The organism is Fredinandcohnia onubensis (genome assembly GCF_002734215.1).
Lineage (GTDB): Bacteria > Bacillota > Bacilli > Bacillales > Bacillaceae_L > Ferdinandcohnia > Ferdinandcohnia onubensis.
Genome location: NZ_NSEB01000004.1, coordinates 446,149 through 461,420, shown reverse-complemented (window position 1 = coordinate 461,420; position 15,272 = coordinate 446,149). Strand labels below are relative to the sequence as shown.

Below are 15,272 nucleotides of genomic sequence, written 5' to 3'. Positions count from 1 at the left end.
CTCTTTGAACAATTTCCGAATCGTGTGGGTAAGATTAGCGCGTTTGCGTTCCCTTTCGAGTTGATTTCTTGATCGTGAGGGTACGATTAACGCGTTTGCGTTCCCTCCTTGTCTGATTTCAAGGAACAAAGGGTACGATTACCGAATATGCAAAAAAAGGACCAGATCATACTCTGGTCCTTTTTTTCATTAGCGCCCTCGGCAGGATTCGAACCCACGATAAGAGAACCGGAATCTCTTGTGCTATCCACTACACTACGAGGGCATGTCTGAATAGAAACTGCACTCATCATTATAGGCTAGAACGCATTTGAATGCAAGATGTATGTTTAAAACACTCCAAATCGGGTATGATGGTATACGTATGAAATTTTGTTTTTTTCACATCTATAAAGGTATGTCATAAATGTTTGTAGAATAAGATAAGTTAGTAAAGCGAATTGTTTGACCTTTACTGACCTTAATTGTATGATGGAAATACATAGTAAAGTTTTTAATTTGTTTTGAAGGAGGAAGTTAAATGAATTTAATCCCTACAGTTATTGAGCAAACAAACCGTGGAGAGCGCGCCTATGATATTTACTCACGTTTATTAAAAGACCGTATTATCATGCTTGGAAGTGCCATTGATGATAATGTTGCTAACTCAATCGTGTCTCAGTTATTGTTCCTCGCAGCTGAGGATCCTGAAAAAGATATTTCTTTATACATTAACAGCCCTGGTGGTTCAATTACAGCTGGTATGGCTATTTATGACACAATGCAGTTCATTAAGCCAAAGGTTTCTACAATCTGTATTGGTATGGCTGCATCTATGGGTGCTTTCTTACTTGCTGCTGGTGAAAAAGGCAAGCGTTTTGCGCTTCCTAACAGTGAAGTTATGATTCACCAACCACTTGGTGGAGCACAAGGTCAAGCAACTGAAATTGAAATTGCGGCTAAACGCATCCTTTTCTTACGCGAAAAGCTAAACCAAATTTTAGCTGAACGTACTGGCCAACCAATTGAGGTTCTTCAAAAAGATACAGATCGCGATAACTTTATGACTGCTGAAAGAGCAATGGAATACGGACTAATCGACAAGGTTATGTATCCACAAGACAATAAATAAAAACAAAAAAACCCTCTCACATTTAGTCGTGAGAGGATTTTTTTATGCTTCTTTTTGAACAAATTCAGTTAATGCTTCAACTGCTGCTTCTTCATCATTTCCATCAGCAATTAATGTAACTGTTGTACCACTGCCAACCGCTAAACTCATTAGACCCATGATACTTTTTGCATTTACCTTTTTTCCGTCTTTTTCTAAAAAGATATCTGCAGAAAATTTATTTGCTTCCTGAACAAACATCGCTGCAGGGCGTGCTTGTAACCCCGTTCTTAAAGCAACCTCAACATGTCTTTCCACCATTCGTTTCTTCCTCCTCAGATTTTTCTGTACATTCTTAAGTTGTGTTTTTTTGTATTTCCTATTATTACGTAGATTGAGCTCTAAAGGTTTCATGTTTTTTTAAAAAAATGATAACGCTTTATTTTTCTCCAAGTGAGCAAGGTGCTCACTTTAGGGATTGGCCTGCTCGGAGCTTATCAGCAATTTCATCAATTTTTCGAAGTCGGTGGTTAATACCCGATTTACTGATCTGACCCGATGTTACCATTTCGCCTAGCTCTTTAAGTGTAACATCCTGGTAGGCCACACGAAGCTCAGCAATTTCTCTTAATTTATCAGGTAGGATGCCTAGGCCCACTGTTTCATCAATGTATCTGATATTTTCCACCTGTCGAATTGATGCCCCAATTGTTTTATTTAGGTTAGCTGTTTCACAATTGACGAGACGGTTCACCGAATTTCTCATGTCACGGACAATGCGAACGTCCTCGAAACGAAGCAATGCCTGATGGGCACCAATAACATTTAGGAACTCTGTGATTTTTTCCGCTTCTTTTAAGTAGGTGATAAAACCTTTTTTTCGTTCTAACGTTTTAGCGTTAAGATCAAAAACGTTCATTAATTCACAAAGTGAGTCATTATGTTCTTTATATAATGAAAAAATCTCAAGATGGTATGAGGATGTTTCTGGGTTATTGACAGAGCCACCTGCTAAAAAAGCTCCGCGTAAATAGGAGCGTTTGCAGCACTTCTTCGCTACTAATTCTGAAGAGATTTCTTGTCTTAATGAAAAGCCTTCGAAAATCTTCAAGTCTTCTAGTATTTCTTTTGCATCCTCAGAAAGGCGAACAAGATATACATTGTTCTTCTTGAGTCTCATTTTCTTTCGAACAAGGAGCTCTACCCCTACATTATAGCATTTTTTCAGAAGTGTATAAATTCTTCTCGCAATCGCGGCGTTTTCCGTTTGGATATCGACCACCATTTTTTGGTTAGAGAAGGAAAGTGCGCCATTCATTCGGATCAAAGCGGAAAGCTCGGCTGTTGCGCAGCAATCTTTGATGTCTAAATTTGTGAGTTCTTTTTTCGTCTCTGATGCAAATGACACAGTTCCACCTCCCTTTTTTAAAAGGGTGATTTAAAACTCAATCACCCTTTTTATTTTTAATGAGCAAATCATATAACAGGCTTGCCACTTTTTTTGTGTCGTGTCTGATAACGCCATTATCGTATGAAATGATTTTATCATGGATGATGGCTAAACCTAAAGCAGAAAGCCTTTCAGTGTCGTAAACTACAGGTTTTGCTAGCTCTTTTGCATATTTTTCTTTAATATTCTCGGGAATCTCTCCATTATTAACAAGAACCGTATCAATGAACTTTATGCCCATATGATCGTACAAAGCCTGAACATGGTCGCTTGCTGTAAAATTCAAAGTTTCCCCAGCCTGCGTCATTACATTACAAATATAAACTTTTTTCGCGTCCGATTTTAAAACCTCTTCGCCAATTTTGGGTACAAGTAAATTCGGTAAAATACTAGTGTAGAGGCTACCAGGGCCAATGATAATCATATCTGCCTGTTGAATCTTTTCAATCGATTCTTGTAGAGGCTCTACATCACTAGGTGTTAAAAATACACGCTTTATTTTTTTACCAGAATATGGAATCTTGGATTCACCTGAAACAACAGTACCATCCTCCATTTCAGCATGTAAAATGACGCTCTTATTTGCCGCCGGAAGAACCTTCCCTCTTACATTGAGAACCTTGCTCATTTCACCAACTGCGTGAACAAAATCGCCTGTAATGGTAGTCATTGCCGCAAGAATCAAGTTTCCCAACGAATGACCGGATAAGCCATTTCCACCAGCAAACCGATGCTGAAATAAATCCTCAATTAAAGGCTCCACATCTGACAACGCAGCTAATACGTTTCGAATATCACCGGGCGGTGGAATATCCATCTCATCTCGAAGACGACCAGAAGATCCCCCGTCATCTGCAACCGTCACAATTGCCGTGATATCGACAGGTAGATATTTTAACCCTCGTAAAAGTACAGAAAGTCCTGTTCCCCCACCAACGATGACAATCTTAGGCTGTTTTGGCTCGGTCATTACTTTTTGTCCTTTCTCTTCTCAATATCGCGATGAGAAACATGGGTTTGATATTCAGCCTTGAAATGATTTGCGATATATTCAGCTAGTGTAACAGAACGATGCTGTCCACCTGTACAACCAATTCCAATTACAAGCTGACTCTTACCTTCCCGTTTGTATTGAGGAAGCATAAATGCGAGTAAATCGGTTACCTTTTCAATAAACTTCTGAGTTTCGGTCCATTTTAAAACATAGCCTGAAACATCATCATCAAGTCCAGTTTTCGGTCTCATCGCTTCGATATAATGTGGATTTGGAAGAAAACGCACATCAAACACGAGATCTGCATCAATCGGAATGCCATATTTAAAACCAAATGACATGACATTGACTGTAAAGGTAGGTTTTGATTCTGATGCAAATTGCTTTAAAATTTTCTCGCGTAGTTCACGCGGTTTTAAATCAGAAGTGTCATAAATGTATTGTGCTCTTCCCTTAAGTTCATCAAGAATTTCGCGCTCTGCCTGAATTCCTTCCAGTGGAGAACCAGTTGGAGCAAGTGGATGAGAACGTCTTGTTTCCTTATACCGAGTAACAAGGGTCGTATCCTTTGCATCAAGGAATAAAATTTGTGGAGATATCCATGAGACTTCTGAGAGATCGTCAAGTGATGCAAATAGGCTATCGAAAAACTCACGGCCACGTAAGTCCATGACAAGTGCAACTTTATTCATTTTTCCGCCAGATTCCTTCATCAGCTCTAGAAACTTTGGAAGCAAAGTTGGGGGTAGGTTATCTACGCAAAAATACCCTAAATCTTCAAAACTTTGAATGGCAACCGTTTTTCCGGCACCTGACATTCCAGTTATAATCACTAATTGTATTTCACTTGTTGAACCAACACTCATTGTTTTGCCTCCCTAATTTCTAGCTTGGATCTAATCGATACGATAATAATTGAAAATCGGGTGTATATGTAAATGTCCCATATATGACCCCAGAACCTTTAAGTACATAATCTAAAATATGATAATCACCTGGTGCCATTGGCAGATTGGGTATGTCCCCGATGTCTTGCCATTTTAGGATTCCCTCTTCAGATTCATCAACATTTTCACCTTCAAAGTCATTGGCTAAGAAGGAAAACATCATCCATTCAGAGGTTACCTTGTCACCCTCTTTAATAATAAATGTAAAAATCCCTTTAATATCTGGGTTTTTAAGATAAAGTCCAGTTTCTTCACGATATTCACGGATACAGGAGTCACGAATTGATTCACCCGGTTCCATTTTCCCACCAGGAGCAACCCACCACCCGCGACGTGGCTTTTGTAAAAGCAAGACTTTATCATCCTTGCGTACTAAGCAATTTGTTACTCTTTGCACTCTCTTTCACCCCAAGTCGGTCCCTTTTTAGGTAGACCGTTTGTAAGCATTCATATTGATATTATTATACTATTTCTAACAGGTACTCACAACGAACAAGATTTTCATAATTTTTGTCGGGGAAATTTGGGCAAAAAAAGGGGGCACGGGGGATGTACCCGTGCCCAAAAAAATCTATTTTATAAAAAGGGGGTCAATTACTACTATTATCATACTCAAAATATATTTCATCCGTGTTACAGGAGAGTTAAAACAAAATTACGTTTTAAAGGAAATCTTTTACATAAAAGAAACATTAACCTGAAAGGACTAGTTCCTTCACTTATTCGTAGTTCAAAAGCTTGAACCCTTCGCATATATTTCAATAAAAGCTTATTTACGAAGGAGGAATTGAATGAACGAAAAATTAATGGTGCGCCAAGAACTGATGGAACTTGATCAAAAACATTTTTTGCATCCAACCTCTCCGATTCAGCAACAGCAGGATTTAGGACCTGCTTTTATTTTTACAAAAGGAGAAGGTGTGTTTCTTGAGGATGTGAATGGAAAACGCGTACTTGATGGCATGTCCTCTTTATGGAATGTCAATATTGGACACGGTCGGAAAGAATTAGGGCAAGCAGCAATGGAGCAAATGAATAAGCTTGCATTTAGCTCTTGTTTTGCAACTTTTAGCAATGAACCTGCAATCCGTTTGGCTGCAAAGCTTGCGGAAATTTCAACTGGAAATTTAACAACGACTTTTTTTACTTCAGGTGGCTCTGAAGCAAATGATACGGCATATAAATTAGCACGTCATTACTGGATACTACGTGGAATGCCTGAGAAAGAGAAAATCATTTCTCGAAATAGGTCATATCATGGAGTTGCAATGGGATCGACAAGTGCAACAGGCCTAAAGCCTTTCCGAGATTTTACTAATTCATTGGCACCTGATTTTTATCATACGGATAATTTCTCTGCTGAAGATTTACGCCAAACGATTGAGGCTGAAGGTCCAGAAACAATTGCTGCATTTGTCGCAGAACCAGTGCAAGGGGCCGGCGGTGTCCATATTGCCCCAGAAGGGTATTTTAAAGAAGTGCGGGACATTTGTGATGAGTACAACATTTTATGGATTACAGATGAAGTGATTACAGGATTTGGGCGGACTGGTGAATACTTCGGAGTGGACCACTATGGGGTTGCACCTGACATGATGTGTTTTGCCAAAGGGGTAACGAGTGGATATGCTCAGTTAGGTGGTGTCATGCTATCCGAAGCTATTTTTGAGGATTTCAAGAAACTTTCAACCGGAACACTTTTACACGGGTATACGTATAGTGGTCATCCAATGGCCTGTGCGGTTGCATTGAAAAATATTGAAATTATTGAAAATGAGGGATTAATCGAGAATTCGGCAAAAATGGGTGCAAAAATGCTCAATGGTTTTTCGTGGATTCAAAGTGAAAGCAGTCTTGTCAGTCACGTCCGTGCACTCGGACTCATGGGTGCTGTCGAAATCAATACGCCTCAGCATGTAAAAGGCCCTCTTGCCCCAAAAATTGTGAATGAGGCCGCGAAAATCGGCTTAATCTGCAGATCTGTCGTATTTGATGGGTTGGACACACTCGTTTTCGCTCCTCCACTCTGTATCAACAAAGAAGAAGTCGACCTCATGATAGAAATGCTACATCACGCAATATTTAGGGTTGAACGAAGCGTGTAAGATAGAAAAACGAATAACCGCCTATTCCTTTGTGGATTAGGCGGTTACTTTATGTTGAACAGTTATACACATGTGTATAAGTACTTAATCGGATGGGATTTTCTTTTTGGCCTGTTTAGGTTTCTTGGTGATAATTTGATAATAATCCGTTCTGCGGTCTTTTAGTGGCGTTTCGGTTCCAATGTTTCGGTTTCGGCGAAGGCTTTCAAGGTCAACCTCTCCCACCACAATTGTTTCAATATTTGGGTTACACTCTCCAACAATCCCATTGCTTGAAAATGTAAAATCAGATGGTGAAAAAATACCGGATTGTGCGTACTGCACATCCATATGTGGAACATGTGTAAGGTTACCGACTGCACCTGCTATTACGGTATACACTTGATTTTCGACAGCACGAGCCTGTGAGCAATACCTTACCCTCAAATAACCCTGCTGGTCTTCTGAGCTAAAAGGAGTAAAAATAATTTGTGCCCCTTTATCCACAGCAATCCGAGCGAGCTCCGGAAACTGAATATCATAGCTAATCAGAATTGAGATTTTTCCACAGTCTGTGTCAAACACGTGGACACCATTACCTGGTTGAACTCCCCACCATCTTCTCTCATCAGGTGTGATATGAAGCTTATATTGCTTATCGATTGTACCGTCTCGTCTAAAAAGGTATGCAACATTATAAAGACAATGATCCTCTTCCACAAAATGCGAACCGCCTACAATATTAATATTGTACGTTACGGCAAGTTTCGAAAAGAGATTTATATAGTCCTCCGTATACTCTGACACTTTTTTGATTTGTTTACTCGGTACCTGCTCATTAATGAACGACAATAGCTGCATGGTGAACGTTTCAGGAAACACGGCAAAGTCTGAGCGGAAATTAGAACTCGCATCAATAAAATACTCACATTGAGTTGCAAAATCTTCAAAGGAATTGATTTTTTTCATCATATATTGAATCACTGAAATTCTTACAGGGAGGGACCGATTGTAAATCCTTCTCGTTTTCTTAGGTAAGTAATCAGGATTATTCCATTCCATTAGTGTTGCATAGCCTAAAGAATCCCGATCTGATAAGTAATTGGCATTGACGCGCTTTAGCACAAAGCCATTAATCATTTGAAAAGTAAGGGCTGGGTCATAGATATTTTGTTGGATGACCTGATCCACATATTCCCTAGCAGACATTTCATCCGCATATTTATGATAGTTTGAGATTCTCCCACCAATAATGATGCTTTCTAAGTTGAGTTCTTGAGTCAATTTTTTTCTTGCCTCATAAAGCCGACGTCCAATTTTCATGCGACGATATTCCGGATGAACCATAACATCAATACCATATAAATTTTTCCCATGTGGATCATGGTTGCGAATATAGGAATTATCGCTAATCTCATCGAACGTATGCTTATCCTCATATTCATCAAAATCAACAATTAAGCTCGAACAGGAGCCAATGATTTTCCCATCATATTCAACACAAAATTGTCCTTCTGGAAAAATGGTAAGATGGCTTTCTAATTGGTCCCGCTCCCATGGGTCCATATTTGGAAAACAAACCTTTGAAAGATCAATAATCTCCTCGATATCCTCATGCCTAATATTTCGTAACACAATCCTCTTCTCAAATTTCGAAAGATCAATCCTCGACACAAATATCTCCCTTTCTGGGCATTCGATAAATACAGGGGCTATCCAAATTTATCGAACGTTTTAATTCATCCCTTTCTATCAATATATTATCGGTAGTACATTAATATTTCTGTTTTGATTTTACGGACACTCTAGAAGCTACTTTACCGACCGATTCTTCTCCCATTCTGTTCTTGTAAGCTTCATGTTGATGGAATCGATCCATTCTCCTTCAAACTCTAGGTCATCTTTGTCTACACTGTCGGTCACAAACCCCACTTTTTCATATACTGTTTTGGCTCTCGGGTTAAAATCAAAAACACTAAGGGTTAGTTGGTTAATGTCAGTGTTTTGAAAAACATAATCAACCATAAGCTGAGTTGCTTCTGTTCCAAGTCCTTTATCTCTGCCGTTTGGGCCAATCAGAATTCTGAAATTCATACTATTTGTTTTTTCATCATAAAGATTGACCACCACTTCACCTATTAAGACTTGCTTCTCCCTATCAACAATAGCAAGATCTAAACGATCCTCCTGTTCATTTCTCGTTCGGTACCACAGAAGAGTTTTATCTCGTTCATATCCCGCTGTGCTTCCCGTATATTTAAGGACGATAGGATCTTTTAAACATTCTTCTATGTACGGGAAATCCTCATCCATTTTAAATGGTCTTAGTATTGTCTTTTCTCCAACGATTGTCGGTTTAACATGTAAATCGATCATATACCGTTCCCCACCCTTAATTCGTCAAAAAACACCTCCACATTGGAGGTGTTCTCTCATTTATGCTTTAATTTTTTCCATCAATTCTTCGATATAGTGTTGAGCTGTTTGAGCCGCAATACTTCCATCGCCAGTTGCTGTTACGATTTGGCGAAGTTGCTTTTCACGGATGTCACCTGCTGCAAAGATGCCAGGTACTTTTGTTTCCATTTGCTCGTTTGTTTCGATATAACCGTTTTCGTTTGTAATTCCTAGGCCTTCGAATGGTTTTGAAAGTGGAAGCATACCGACATAGATGAATACGCCGTCTGCGCCAAATTCTGATTCTTCACCAGTTTGTGTATTCACAAGCGTTAAGGAACCAACCTTACCATCTTTTTCGTGAATTTCTTTAACTGTGTGGTTCCAGATAAACTCCACTTTTTCGTTATCAAATGCACGTTGTTGTAGGATTTTTTGTGCACGAAGCTGGTCACGACGGTGAATGATTGTAACCTTAGACGCAAAACGAGTTAGGTACACGCCTTCTTCTACTGCAGAATCTCCTCCACCGACTACAACAAGCTCTCTGTTTTTAAAGAATGCCCCATCACATACTGCACAGTAAGAAACGCCTCGGCCACCAAGTTCTTTTTCACCTGGCACCCCAATTTTCTTATATTCCGCACCAGTTGAGATAATTATAGCACGTGCTTTATATTCTTTACTGCCAGCAATGACAGTCTTGAATTCTTCACCATTTATTACTTCTTTTATATCACCATACGCATATTCAGCACCGAATTTCTTCGCATGCTCGAACATTTTTGTGGATAGTTCCGGTCCTAAAATATGATCAAATCCTGGATAGTTTTCAACTTCTTCAGTGTTTGCCATTTGGCCACCAGGAATCCCGCGCTCAAGCATTAAAGTTGATAGGTTTGCACGAGATGTATAAACAGCTGCTGTCATACCTGCCGGGCCGGCACCGATTATAATGACATCATAAATTTTTTCTTCAGTCATTTTTACGTCTCTCCTTACGTCCATATATAAGTGGATTTTATTGTTTTAGTATCTCCTACCCCTATCCTATAAAAACCTGACAAAATCCGCTATTAATATGCTCATTGTAAGAGTTCTTTAACAAATTTTACATACTTCATCACTGTTGTTTTGGAAATATTATATTTCGCTGCAACCTGTTGTTGAGTGATCGTCCGCGATCCGTGGTTGCGCCAGATGTATTCCGTTGCTGCAGCCCATGCTTGCCAGTTAGACACATTGAACTGACGCTTTACCGCTTCATCGTAAATCATTAACCACGTTAGATAGAGTTCCTCATTTGCAGAATCATCATGTTTATTTTTTGTAAATAGAGTGTCTGCAATATTGTACCCATCAATGATATAGGTCGGAACTTTTCCTGTCTTTTTCTTTTTACTTAGGACATAGTTTGCAAATTCTTGTTCAAGGGTCGCATGGAATTTTATATGTTTAATATCCTTGCGGGCAAGAGAAGAATTTGTCTTACTTGCTAAAAATAAACCATATAAGCGTTCCTCGATAAAATCACCTGTTAACCAACGGTCCAATACATCACTAATGGATTTTGTACGGTCTGATTCCCATGGAGCCGAGCCCTTTTTACTTGGATTTTCTTCGAGCACTCGCTTCCATGCATTTTGGGCAACGTCATGGTGCTCTGTAAAATAAGCAGAATGAGATAGCCAATAATAGAAGGTTTCGTCTCCTTCAAACCCACTTCGTTGAAGACTTCGCAACCATTTATACGCAAGGTCATATCTTCCGACCAATCCAAATGTGGCACCTAATTTATAACGGTGTTCCGAAAGAATCGGATGAATCAGTGCTAATCGTTTCGTTAGCTCTTTTACCTGTTGATTTTTTCGTTGATAATATAGAAATACCAATGAGTTGCAAAGTGCATGAAGATTACCAGGGTTTTTACTCAAAACCTCATCAAGAATCTCTGATGCATTCTCCACATCTCCAGAGTAAAAATACGCTAATGCTAAATTATTATAAGCAGACCAAAATTCCGGGTATTCGCGAATGATTTCCTTTAAAAGGGTCACCGCTTCGTCTAATCGTCCTGTTTCAAGGTAATCACGTGCTTGTTCCTGCATGACGATGAGTTCGTCCTGTTGATTAGCAGAATCTTCAAAGTCCACTTCCTCAAGGAGCAATAAATCAAGCAAATCCTCGGCATCCTCCGAAAAGTCTCCATCTGGCTCACGATCTAAATAGGCTTGTGCATGTTTGCCTGCTTCTTGGAACAAACCTAAATGTGCATAATTATTGGCCATGAAATAAAAACACTCTGGCATATCGAAATTTGGATCTTCCATTATTTGTGTAAGATATTGATTAGATAGGATGTAATCACCAATTTCCGTTAACGCTACGGATAATTGACATAAGAACATCGGCTCTTTTGGTTCAAGCTGAATCGCTCGTTTAAAATGTTTTATTGATTTATATATATCATGCTGGCGATACGCCTTTAGTCCTTTTTTAAAATAATATTCTCCCGTCTGGATAAACGGAATTACCTTTGAACTATGCTGACTTTCTTTTCTGTTTTGTTTTTCCATCGGGATCCTCCACTAAATACTGCTTTTTATACATATTTCCCAACGTAGTATAACATATAAAATCCTTGACACATAGGGGTGCTTGGGTAAAAGGAAAAAACTTTTGGAGAAAGTACGAGTGGTAATTTGTGGGCAATGTGAATATTGTGGACAACTATTCCTTTTTTTGTGAATAAAGTAGCGTGACTACTGAATCGAGTGAACATATGCACATTAATCGAAGTTTGTTTGTGGATAATGTGGATATCGTGGATAAACGATAGACATTCCAGTAAATTCAAGCATTGGAAAAGGTGCTCATCTGTGGATAAGCACCCTTGACATTCTTATCTTCTTTTTTGAAGTACAGTTAATACTTCATCAAGTGGAAGCTTTTGTTCACGAAGCAAGACAAGCAAGTGATAAATCAAATCTGCTGCTTCCCACTTAAGTTCTTCGTGATCGCGGTTTTTCGCTGCAATAATAACCTCTGAAGCTTCTTCACCGACTTTTTTCAGAATCTTATCTACCCCTTTATCAAATAGGTATGTAGTATAAGCTCCCTCTGGCATTTCGACTTCACGCTTAGCAATTACTTCTTCAAGCTCATTAAGAATAGCAAAACGGTCTGAGGACACTTCTTTTTGTTCTCCTAGAACTGATTCGTTGAAGCAAGAATAGCTTCCTGTGTGGCAAGCTGGGCCTGCTGGCTCAACTAGAACAAGGATGGCATCCTGGTCACAATCATATTTGATATCCACTATTTTTTGAGTATTACCTGAGGTTTCCCCTTTGTGCCAAAGCTCCTGGCGTGAGCGGCTATAAAACCAAGTTTCACGTGTTTCAATGGATTTGCGTAAAGATTCTTCATTCATATAAGCCAGTGTTAAAACCTCTTTGCTTACTGCATCCTGAACAATGGCTGGAGCAAGTCCTTTTTCGTCGAATTTAATGTCTGGTGTGTTCATCGGACATTGACCCCTTTCTCTTTTAAATAAGTTTTAACTTCTTTTACGGAAGTTTCTTTGTAGTGAAAAATACTTGCTGCTAATGCAGCGTCTGCTTTACCTTCTTTGAATGCTTGTGCAAAATGTTTAGCATTTCCAGCGCCACCTGATGCGATGACAGGCACAGTAACTGCCTCACTTACACGTCTTGTTAATTCAAGGTTGAAGCCATCCTTGCTTCCGTCATCGTCCATACTAGTTAATAATATCTCACCGGCTCCGAGTTTGATTGCTTCTTTCGCCCAAGAGACAACTTCCCACTCAGTTGCTTTACGTCCACCATGAGTGTATACTCTCCAGCTACTAAGTTCCTCATCGTATTTTGCGTCAACTGCAACGACGATACATTGGGAGCCAAAGAAGTCAGCACCTTCCTTGATTAAGTCAGGATTTGTCACAGCTGCCGTATTAAGTGAAACCTTGTCAGCACCGGCACGAAGGATTTTTTTCATATCCTCTAAAGAATTAATTCCTCCTCCAACTGTAAAAGGAATCGCAAGTTCTGCGGCCACTTTTTCGACAACCTCAACCATCGTTTTGCGACCTTCATGTGAGGCAGAAATATCAAGGAATACGAGTTCATCTGCACCTTCTGAATCATAGAATTTTGCAAGTTCAACAGGGTCCCCAGCATCACGTAGTCCAACAAATTGAATGCCTTTCACAACGCGACCATCTTTTACGTCCAAACATGGAATGATACGTTTTGTGATCATCAGCCACTCACCTCTTCTAACGCCTCTTGAACGGTAAATTGATTAGTATAGATGGCTTTTCCTACAATTGCACCAGAAACACCTTGATCCGCTAGCTTACTAAGTGCTTTAAGGTCTTCAATAGAGCTAACTCCACCAGAAGCGATGACTTGCTTTCCTGTTACAGAAGCAAGTGTAGCAACCGCGTCGATGTTAGGACCACTAAGCATGCCGTCTGTCGCGATATCTGTAAAAATAAATGTTTGTGCACCTGCTTTCGCAAGTTCAACACCTAAATCAGTCGCTTTTACAGAAGATGTATTTAACCAGCCTTCAGTGGCTACATAGCCGTCTTTCGCATCAATACCTATCGCGATTTTTTCTTTGTATTTCTTGAGCATGTCCTTTACAAAGTCAGGATTTGAAATGGCCGCACTTCCTAAAATGACGCGGTCAACACCATTTTCAATATAGTAAGCTACATCCTCTTCGGTTCGAATTCCGCCACCAATTTGAACTTTCGCATCAAGTTTCTTGGCAACCTCAATCACGTATTGGTCATTCACACGTTTACCAGCTTTTGCTCCATCTAAATCAACCATGTGAATCCACTCAGCACCTGCATCAGCGAAGGCTTTCGCCATATCAAACGGTGAGTCACCATAGACTGTTTCTTTATTATAATCCCCTTGAAGCAATCGAACACATTTGCCACCGCGCATATCGATTGCCGGGTAAATTGTAAAAGTACTCATATTGTCACCTTCTTTTCCACAATCGCAGCGTAGTTTTGGAGGATTTTTAATCCTAGCTCACTGCTTTTTTCAGGATGAAACTGGGTTCCAAACACATTACCTTTTCCAACAACAGCTGGGACGTCGACATCATACATGCTACTTGCGATTACATTTTCGGTGTCAGTCTCTGCGAAGTAGGAATGAACGAAGTAGACATGTCCACCCTCGATGTCTTTTAAAAGTGGAGATGGATTTTTAAGTTCAAGATCATTCCAGCCCATATGGGGGACTTTATAGGTTTCACCATTCGCTGTTACACCAGGAATTTTTGTGATTCTGCCTTCTAGGAAACCAAGACCTTGGGTAAGTCCATTTTCTTCACTTTCTTCAAATAATAGTTGCATCCCTAAACAGATTCCTAAGAGTGGTGTCCCTTTTACAACAGATTCCTTAATGAAGCCAACTAATCCTTTTTCATGTAAGATTCCCATTGCATCTTTAAAGGAACCGACACCTGGTAAAATTAGACCGTCTGCTTTTGCAAGCTCATCAGGTGAACTTGAAATGAAATAATCATAGTTCATCCGTTCAAGTGCCTTAGAAACGCTGTATAAATTCCCCATGCCATAATCAATAATGCCTATCATCTATAACATCCCTTTCGTTGACGGGACTCCCTTAACTCGTGGGTCAATCATCGTTGCTTCATCTAATGCACGACCAAATGCTTTAAAAATAGCTTCAATTATATGATGTGTATTGTGACCGTAGTGAACAATTACATGGAGATTGATTCTTGCTTCTAATGCAAGCTTCCATAAAAATTCATGAACCAGTTCTGTATCAAAAGTGCCAACTCGAGAACTTGGGAAATCAGCTTTCAATTCGAAATGTGGACGATTTCCTAAATCGATGACAACCTGTGCAAGAGCTTCATCCATTGGAACAAATGCGTTTCCGTAGCGTTTGATCCCTTTTTTATCTCCAAGTGCTTCACGCAATGCCTGTCCTAAACAAATTCCAATATCCTCTGTTGTATGGTGATCATCGATTTCTGTATCACCATTTGCATCAACTGTTAAGTTGAATTTTCCATGTTGTGTAAAGAGATCTAGCATGTGGGACATAAATGGAACGCCAGTATCGAACTTTGAAATCCCTTCCCCATCTACTGTAAAATCTAGTTTTATATCTGTTTCATTTGTCTTACGTTCAACCTTTGCTTGTCTTGTCATAATTACACCTACCGTTATCCACAATTTAATGATTACTTCAAGTGCCTGAAATTTCTTAATTTTGCGGATTATTATCCACAT

16 protein-coding genes and 1 tRNA gene are annotated in these 15,272 nt (G+C 39.5%); 2 read left to right on the top strand and 15 right to left on the bottom strand.

The features are described from left to right. Positions 1-193 precede the first annotated feature (193 nt). Positions 194-265: transfer RNA gene (locus tag CKK03_RS05350), tRNA-Arg, on the bottom strand. 255 nt (positions 266-520) lie between these two features. On the opposite strand from CKK03_RS05350, the gene clpP reads away from it, so the two are divergent. Beyond that, positions 521-1,111: an ATP-dependent Clp endopeptidase proteolytic subunit ClpP gene (gene clpP / locus CKK03_RS05345; protein ID WP_099352513.1), complete on the top strand. Its 591-nt coding sequence runs from the start codon at positions 521-523 to the stop codon at positions 1,109-1,111. A 42-nt stretch (positions 1,112-1,153) separates the two neighbouring features. Here the strand turns inward: clpP and CKK03_RS05340 are convergent, their stop codons facing one another. From CKK03_RS05340 to CKK03_RS05320, 5 genes are all read right to left on the bottom strand, one after another. Then, positions 1,154-1,411 (bottom strand): HPr family phosphocarrier protein, encoded by a 258-nt coding sequence (locus tag CKK03_RS05340; RefSeq protein ID WP_099352512.1) that lies wholly within the window; start codon positions 1,409-1,411, stop codon positions 1,154-1,156. Between the two features lie 145 nt (positions 1,412-1,556). Then, on the bottom strand, positions 1,557-2,498 hold the full coding sequence (whiA, locus tag CKK03_RS05335) for a DNA-binding protein WhiA (protein ID WP_099361570.1): 942 nt from the start codon (positions 2,496-2,498) through the stop codon (positions 1,557-1,559). Positions 2,499-2,535: 37 nt separating this feature from the next. Continuing rightward, positions 2,536-3,510 (bottom strand): gluconeogenesis morphogenetic factor MgfK, encoded by a 975-nt coding sequence (gene mgfK / locus CKK03_RS05330; protein ID WP_099361569.1) that lies wholly within the window; start codon positions 3,508-3,510, stop codon positions 2,536-2,538. Continuing rightward, the gene (gene rapZ / locus CKK03_RS05325) at positions 3,510-4,400 is read right to left on the bottom strand and encodes an RNase adapter RapZ (RefSeq protein ID WP_099361568.1); all 891 of its coding nucleotides are present in this window, start codon (positions 4,398-4,400) and stop codon (positions 3,510-3,512) included. Before rapZ ends, mgfK begins: the two co-directional genes overlap by 1 nt. Before the next feature lie 19 nt (positions 4,401-4,419). Beyond that, on the bottom strand, positions 4,420-4,878 hold the full coding sequence (locus tag CKK03_RS05320; protein WP_099361567.1) for an NUDIX hydrolase: 459 nt from the start codon (positions 4,876-4,878) through the stop codon (positions 4,420-4,422). 394 nt (positions 4,879-5,272) lie between these two features. Between CKK03_RS05320 and CKK03_RS05315 the strand changes: the two genes are divergently transcribed. Then, positions 5,273-6,586: an aminotransferase family protein gene (locus tag CKK03_RS05315; RefSeq protein WP_099361566.1), complete on the top strand. Its 1,314-nt coding sequence runs from the start codon at positions 5,273-5,275 to the stop codon at positions 6,584-6,586. A gap of 84 nt (positions 6,587-6,670) precedes the next feature. On the opposite strand, the gene CKK03_RS05310 is transcribed toward CKK03_RS05315, so the two are convergent. The 9 genes from CKK03_RS05310 to hisB all read right to left on the bottom strand — a co-directional run bounded on the left by CKK03_RS05310 (position 6,671) and on the right by hisB (position 15,191). After that, positions 6,671-8,239, bottom strand: coding sequence for a bifunctional GNAT family N-acetyltransferase/carbon-nitrogen hydrolase family protein (locus CKK03_RS05310; protein WP_099361565.1), 1,569 nt, complete (start codon positions 8,237-8,239; stop codon positions 6,671-6,673). A 138-nt stretch (positions 8,240-8,377) separates the two neighbouring features. Continuing rightward, complete coding sequence (locus CKK03_RS05305) at positions 8,378-8,941, bottom strand: GNAT family N-acetyltransferase (RefSeq protein WP_099361564.1); 564 nt, start codon at positions 8,939-8,941, stop codon at positions 8,378-8,380. 60 nt (positions 8,942-9,001) lie between these two features. Then, positions 9,002-9,946: a thioredoxin-disulfide reductase gene (trxB, locus tag CKK03_RS05300; protein WP_099361563.1), complete on the bottom strand. Its 945-nt coding sequence runs from the start codon at positions 9,944-9,946 to the stop codon at positions 9,002-9,004. Between the two features lie 101 nt (positions 9,947-10,047). Continuing rightward, a complete protein-coding gene (locus tag CKK03_RS05295) occupies positions 10,048-11,538 on the bottom strand; it encodes a tetratricopeptide repeat protein (protein WP_099361562.1) in 1,491 nt (496 codons plus the stop codon). A gap of 326 nt (positions 11,539-11,864) precedes the next feature. Beyond that, entirely contained in the window at positions 11,865-12,485 is a 621-nt protein-coding gene (gene hisIE, locus CKK03_RS05290) for a bifunctional phosphoribosyl-AMP cyclohydrolase/phosphoribosyl-ATP diphosphatase HisIE (protein ID WP_099361561.1), read from the bottom strand. Beyond that, the gene (gene hisF, locus CKK03_RS05285) at positions 12,482-13,240 is read right to left on the bottom strand and encodes an imidazole glycerol phosphate synthase subunit HisF (protein WP_099361560.1); all 759 of its coding nucleotides are present in this window, start codon (positions 13,238-13,240) and stop codon (positions 12,482-12,484) included. The genes hisIE and hisF overlap by 4 nt, the downstream gene beginning before the upstream one ends. Beyond that, positions 13,240-13,974 (bottom strand): 1-(5-phosphoribosyl)-5-[(5-phosphoribosylamino)methylideneamino]imidazole-4-carboxamide isomerase, encoded by a 735-nt coding sequence (gene hisA / locus CKK03_RS05280; protein ID WP_099361559.1) that lies wholly within the window; start codon positions 13,972-13,974, stop codon positions 13,240-13,242. Before hisA ends, hisF begins: the two co-directional genes overlap by 1 nt. Then, entirely contained in the window at positions 13,971-14,603 is a 633-nt protein-coding gene (gene hisH, locus CKK03_RS05275; RefSeq protein ID WP_099361558.1) for an imidazole glycerol phosphate synthase subunit HisH, read from the bottom strand. Before hisH ends, hisA begins: the two co-directional genes overlap by 4 nt. After that, positions 14,604-15,191, bottom strand: a complete 588-nt coding sequence (gene hisB, locus CKK03_RS05270; RefSeq protein ID WP_099361815.1) for an imidazoleglycerol-phosphate dehydratase HisB — start codon at positions 15,189-15,191, stop codon at positions 14,604-14,606. Positions 15,192-15,272: the final 81 nt, after the last annotated feature.

Excerpts from the sequence above, each read along its gene's own strand:
- clpP (WP_099352513.1), top strand. The coding sequence starts at position 521 with ATGAATTTAATCCCTACAGTTATTGAGCAAACAAACCGTGGAGAGCGC.
- CKK03_RS05340 (WP_099352512.1), bottom strand. The coding sequence starts at position 1,411 with ATGGTGGAAAGACATGTTGAGGTTGCTTTAAGAACGGGGTTACAAGCA.
- mgfK (WP_099361569.1), bottom strand. The coding sequence starts at position 3,510 with ATGACCGAGCCAAAACAGCCTAAGATTGTCATCGTTGGTGGGGGAACA.
- rapZ (WP_099361568.1), bottom strand. The coding sequence starts at position 4,400 with ATGAGTGTTGGTTCAACAAGTGAAATACAATTAGTGATTATAACTGGA.
- CKK03_RS05315 (WP_099361566.1), top strand. The coding sequence starts at position 5,273 with ATGAACGAAAAATTAATGGTGCGCCAAGAACTGATGGAACTTGATCAA.
- CKK03_RS05305 (WP_099361564.1), bottom strand. The coding sequence starts at position 8,941 with ATGATCGATTTACATGTTAAACCGACAATCGTTGGAGAAAAGACAATA.
- trxB (WP_099361563.1), bottom strand. The coding sequence starts at position 9,946 with ATGACTGAAGAAAAAATTTATGATGTCATTATAATCGGTGCCGGCCCG.
- CKK03_RS05295 (WP_099361562.1), bottom strand. The coding sequence starts at position 11,538 with ATGGAAAAACAAAACAGAAAAGAAAGTCAGCATAGTTCAAAGGTAATT.
- hisIE (WP_099361561.1), bottom strand. The coding sequence starts at position 12,485 with ATGAACACACCAGACATTAAATTCGACGAAAAAGGACTTGCTCCAGCC.
- hisF (WP_099361560.1), bottom strand. The coding sequence starts at position 13,240 with ATGATCACAAAACGTATCATTCCATGTTTGGACGTAAAAGATGGTCGC.
- hisA (WP_099361559.1), bottom strand. The coding sequence starts at position 13,974 with ATGAGTACTTTTACAATTTACCCGGCAATCGATATGCGCGGTGGCAAA.
- hisH (WP_099361558.1), bottom strand. The coding sequence starts at position 14,603 with ATGATAGGCATTATTGATTATGGCATGGGGAATTTATACAGCGTTTCT.
- hisB (WP_099361815.1), bottom strand. The coding sequence starts at position 15,191 with ATGACAAGACAAGCAAAGGTTGAACGTAAGACAAATGAAACAGATATA.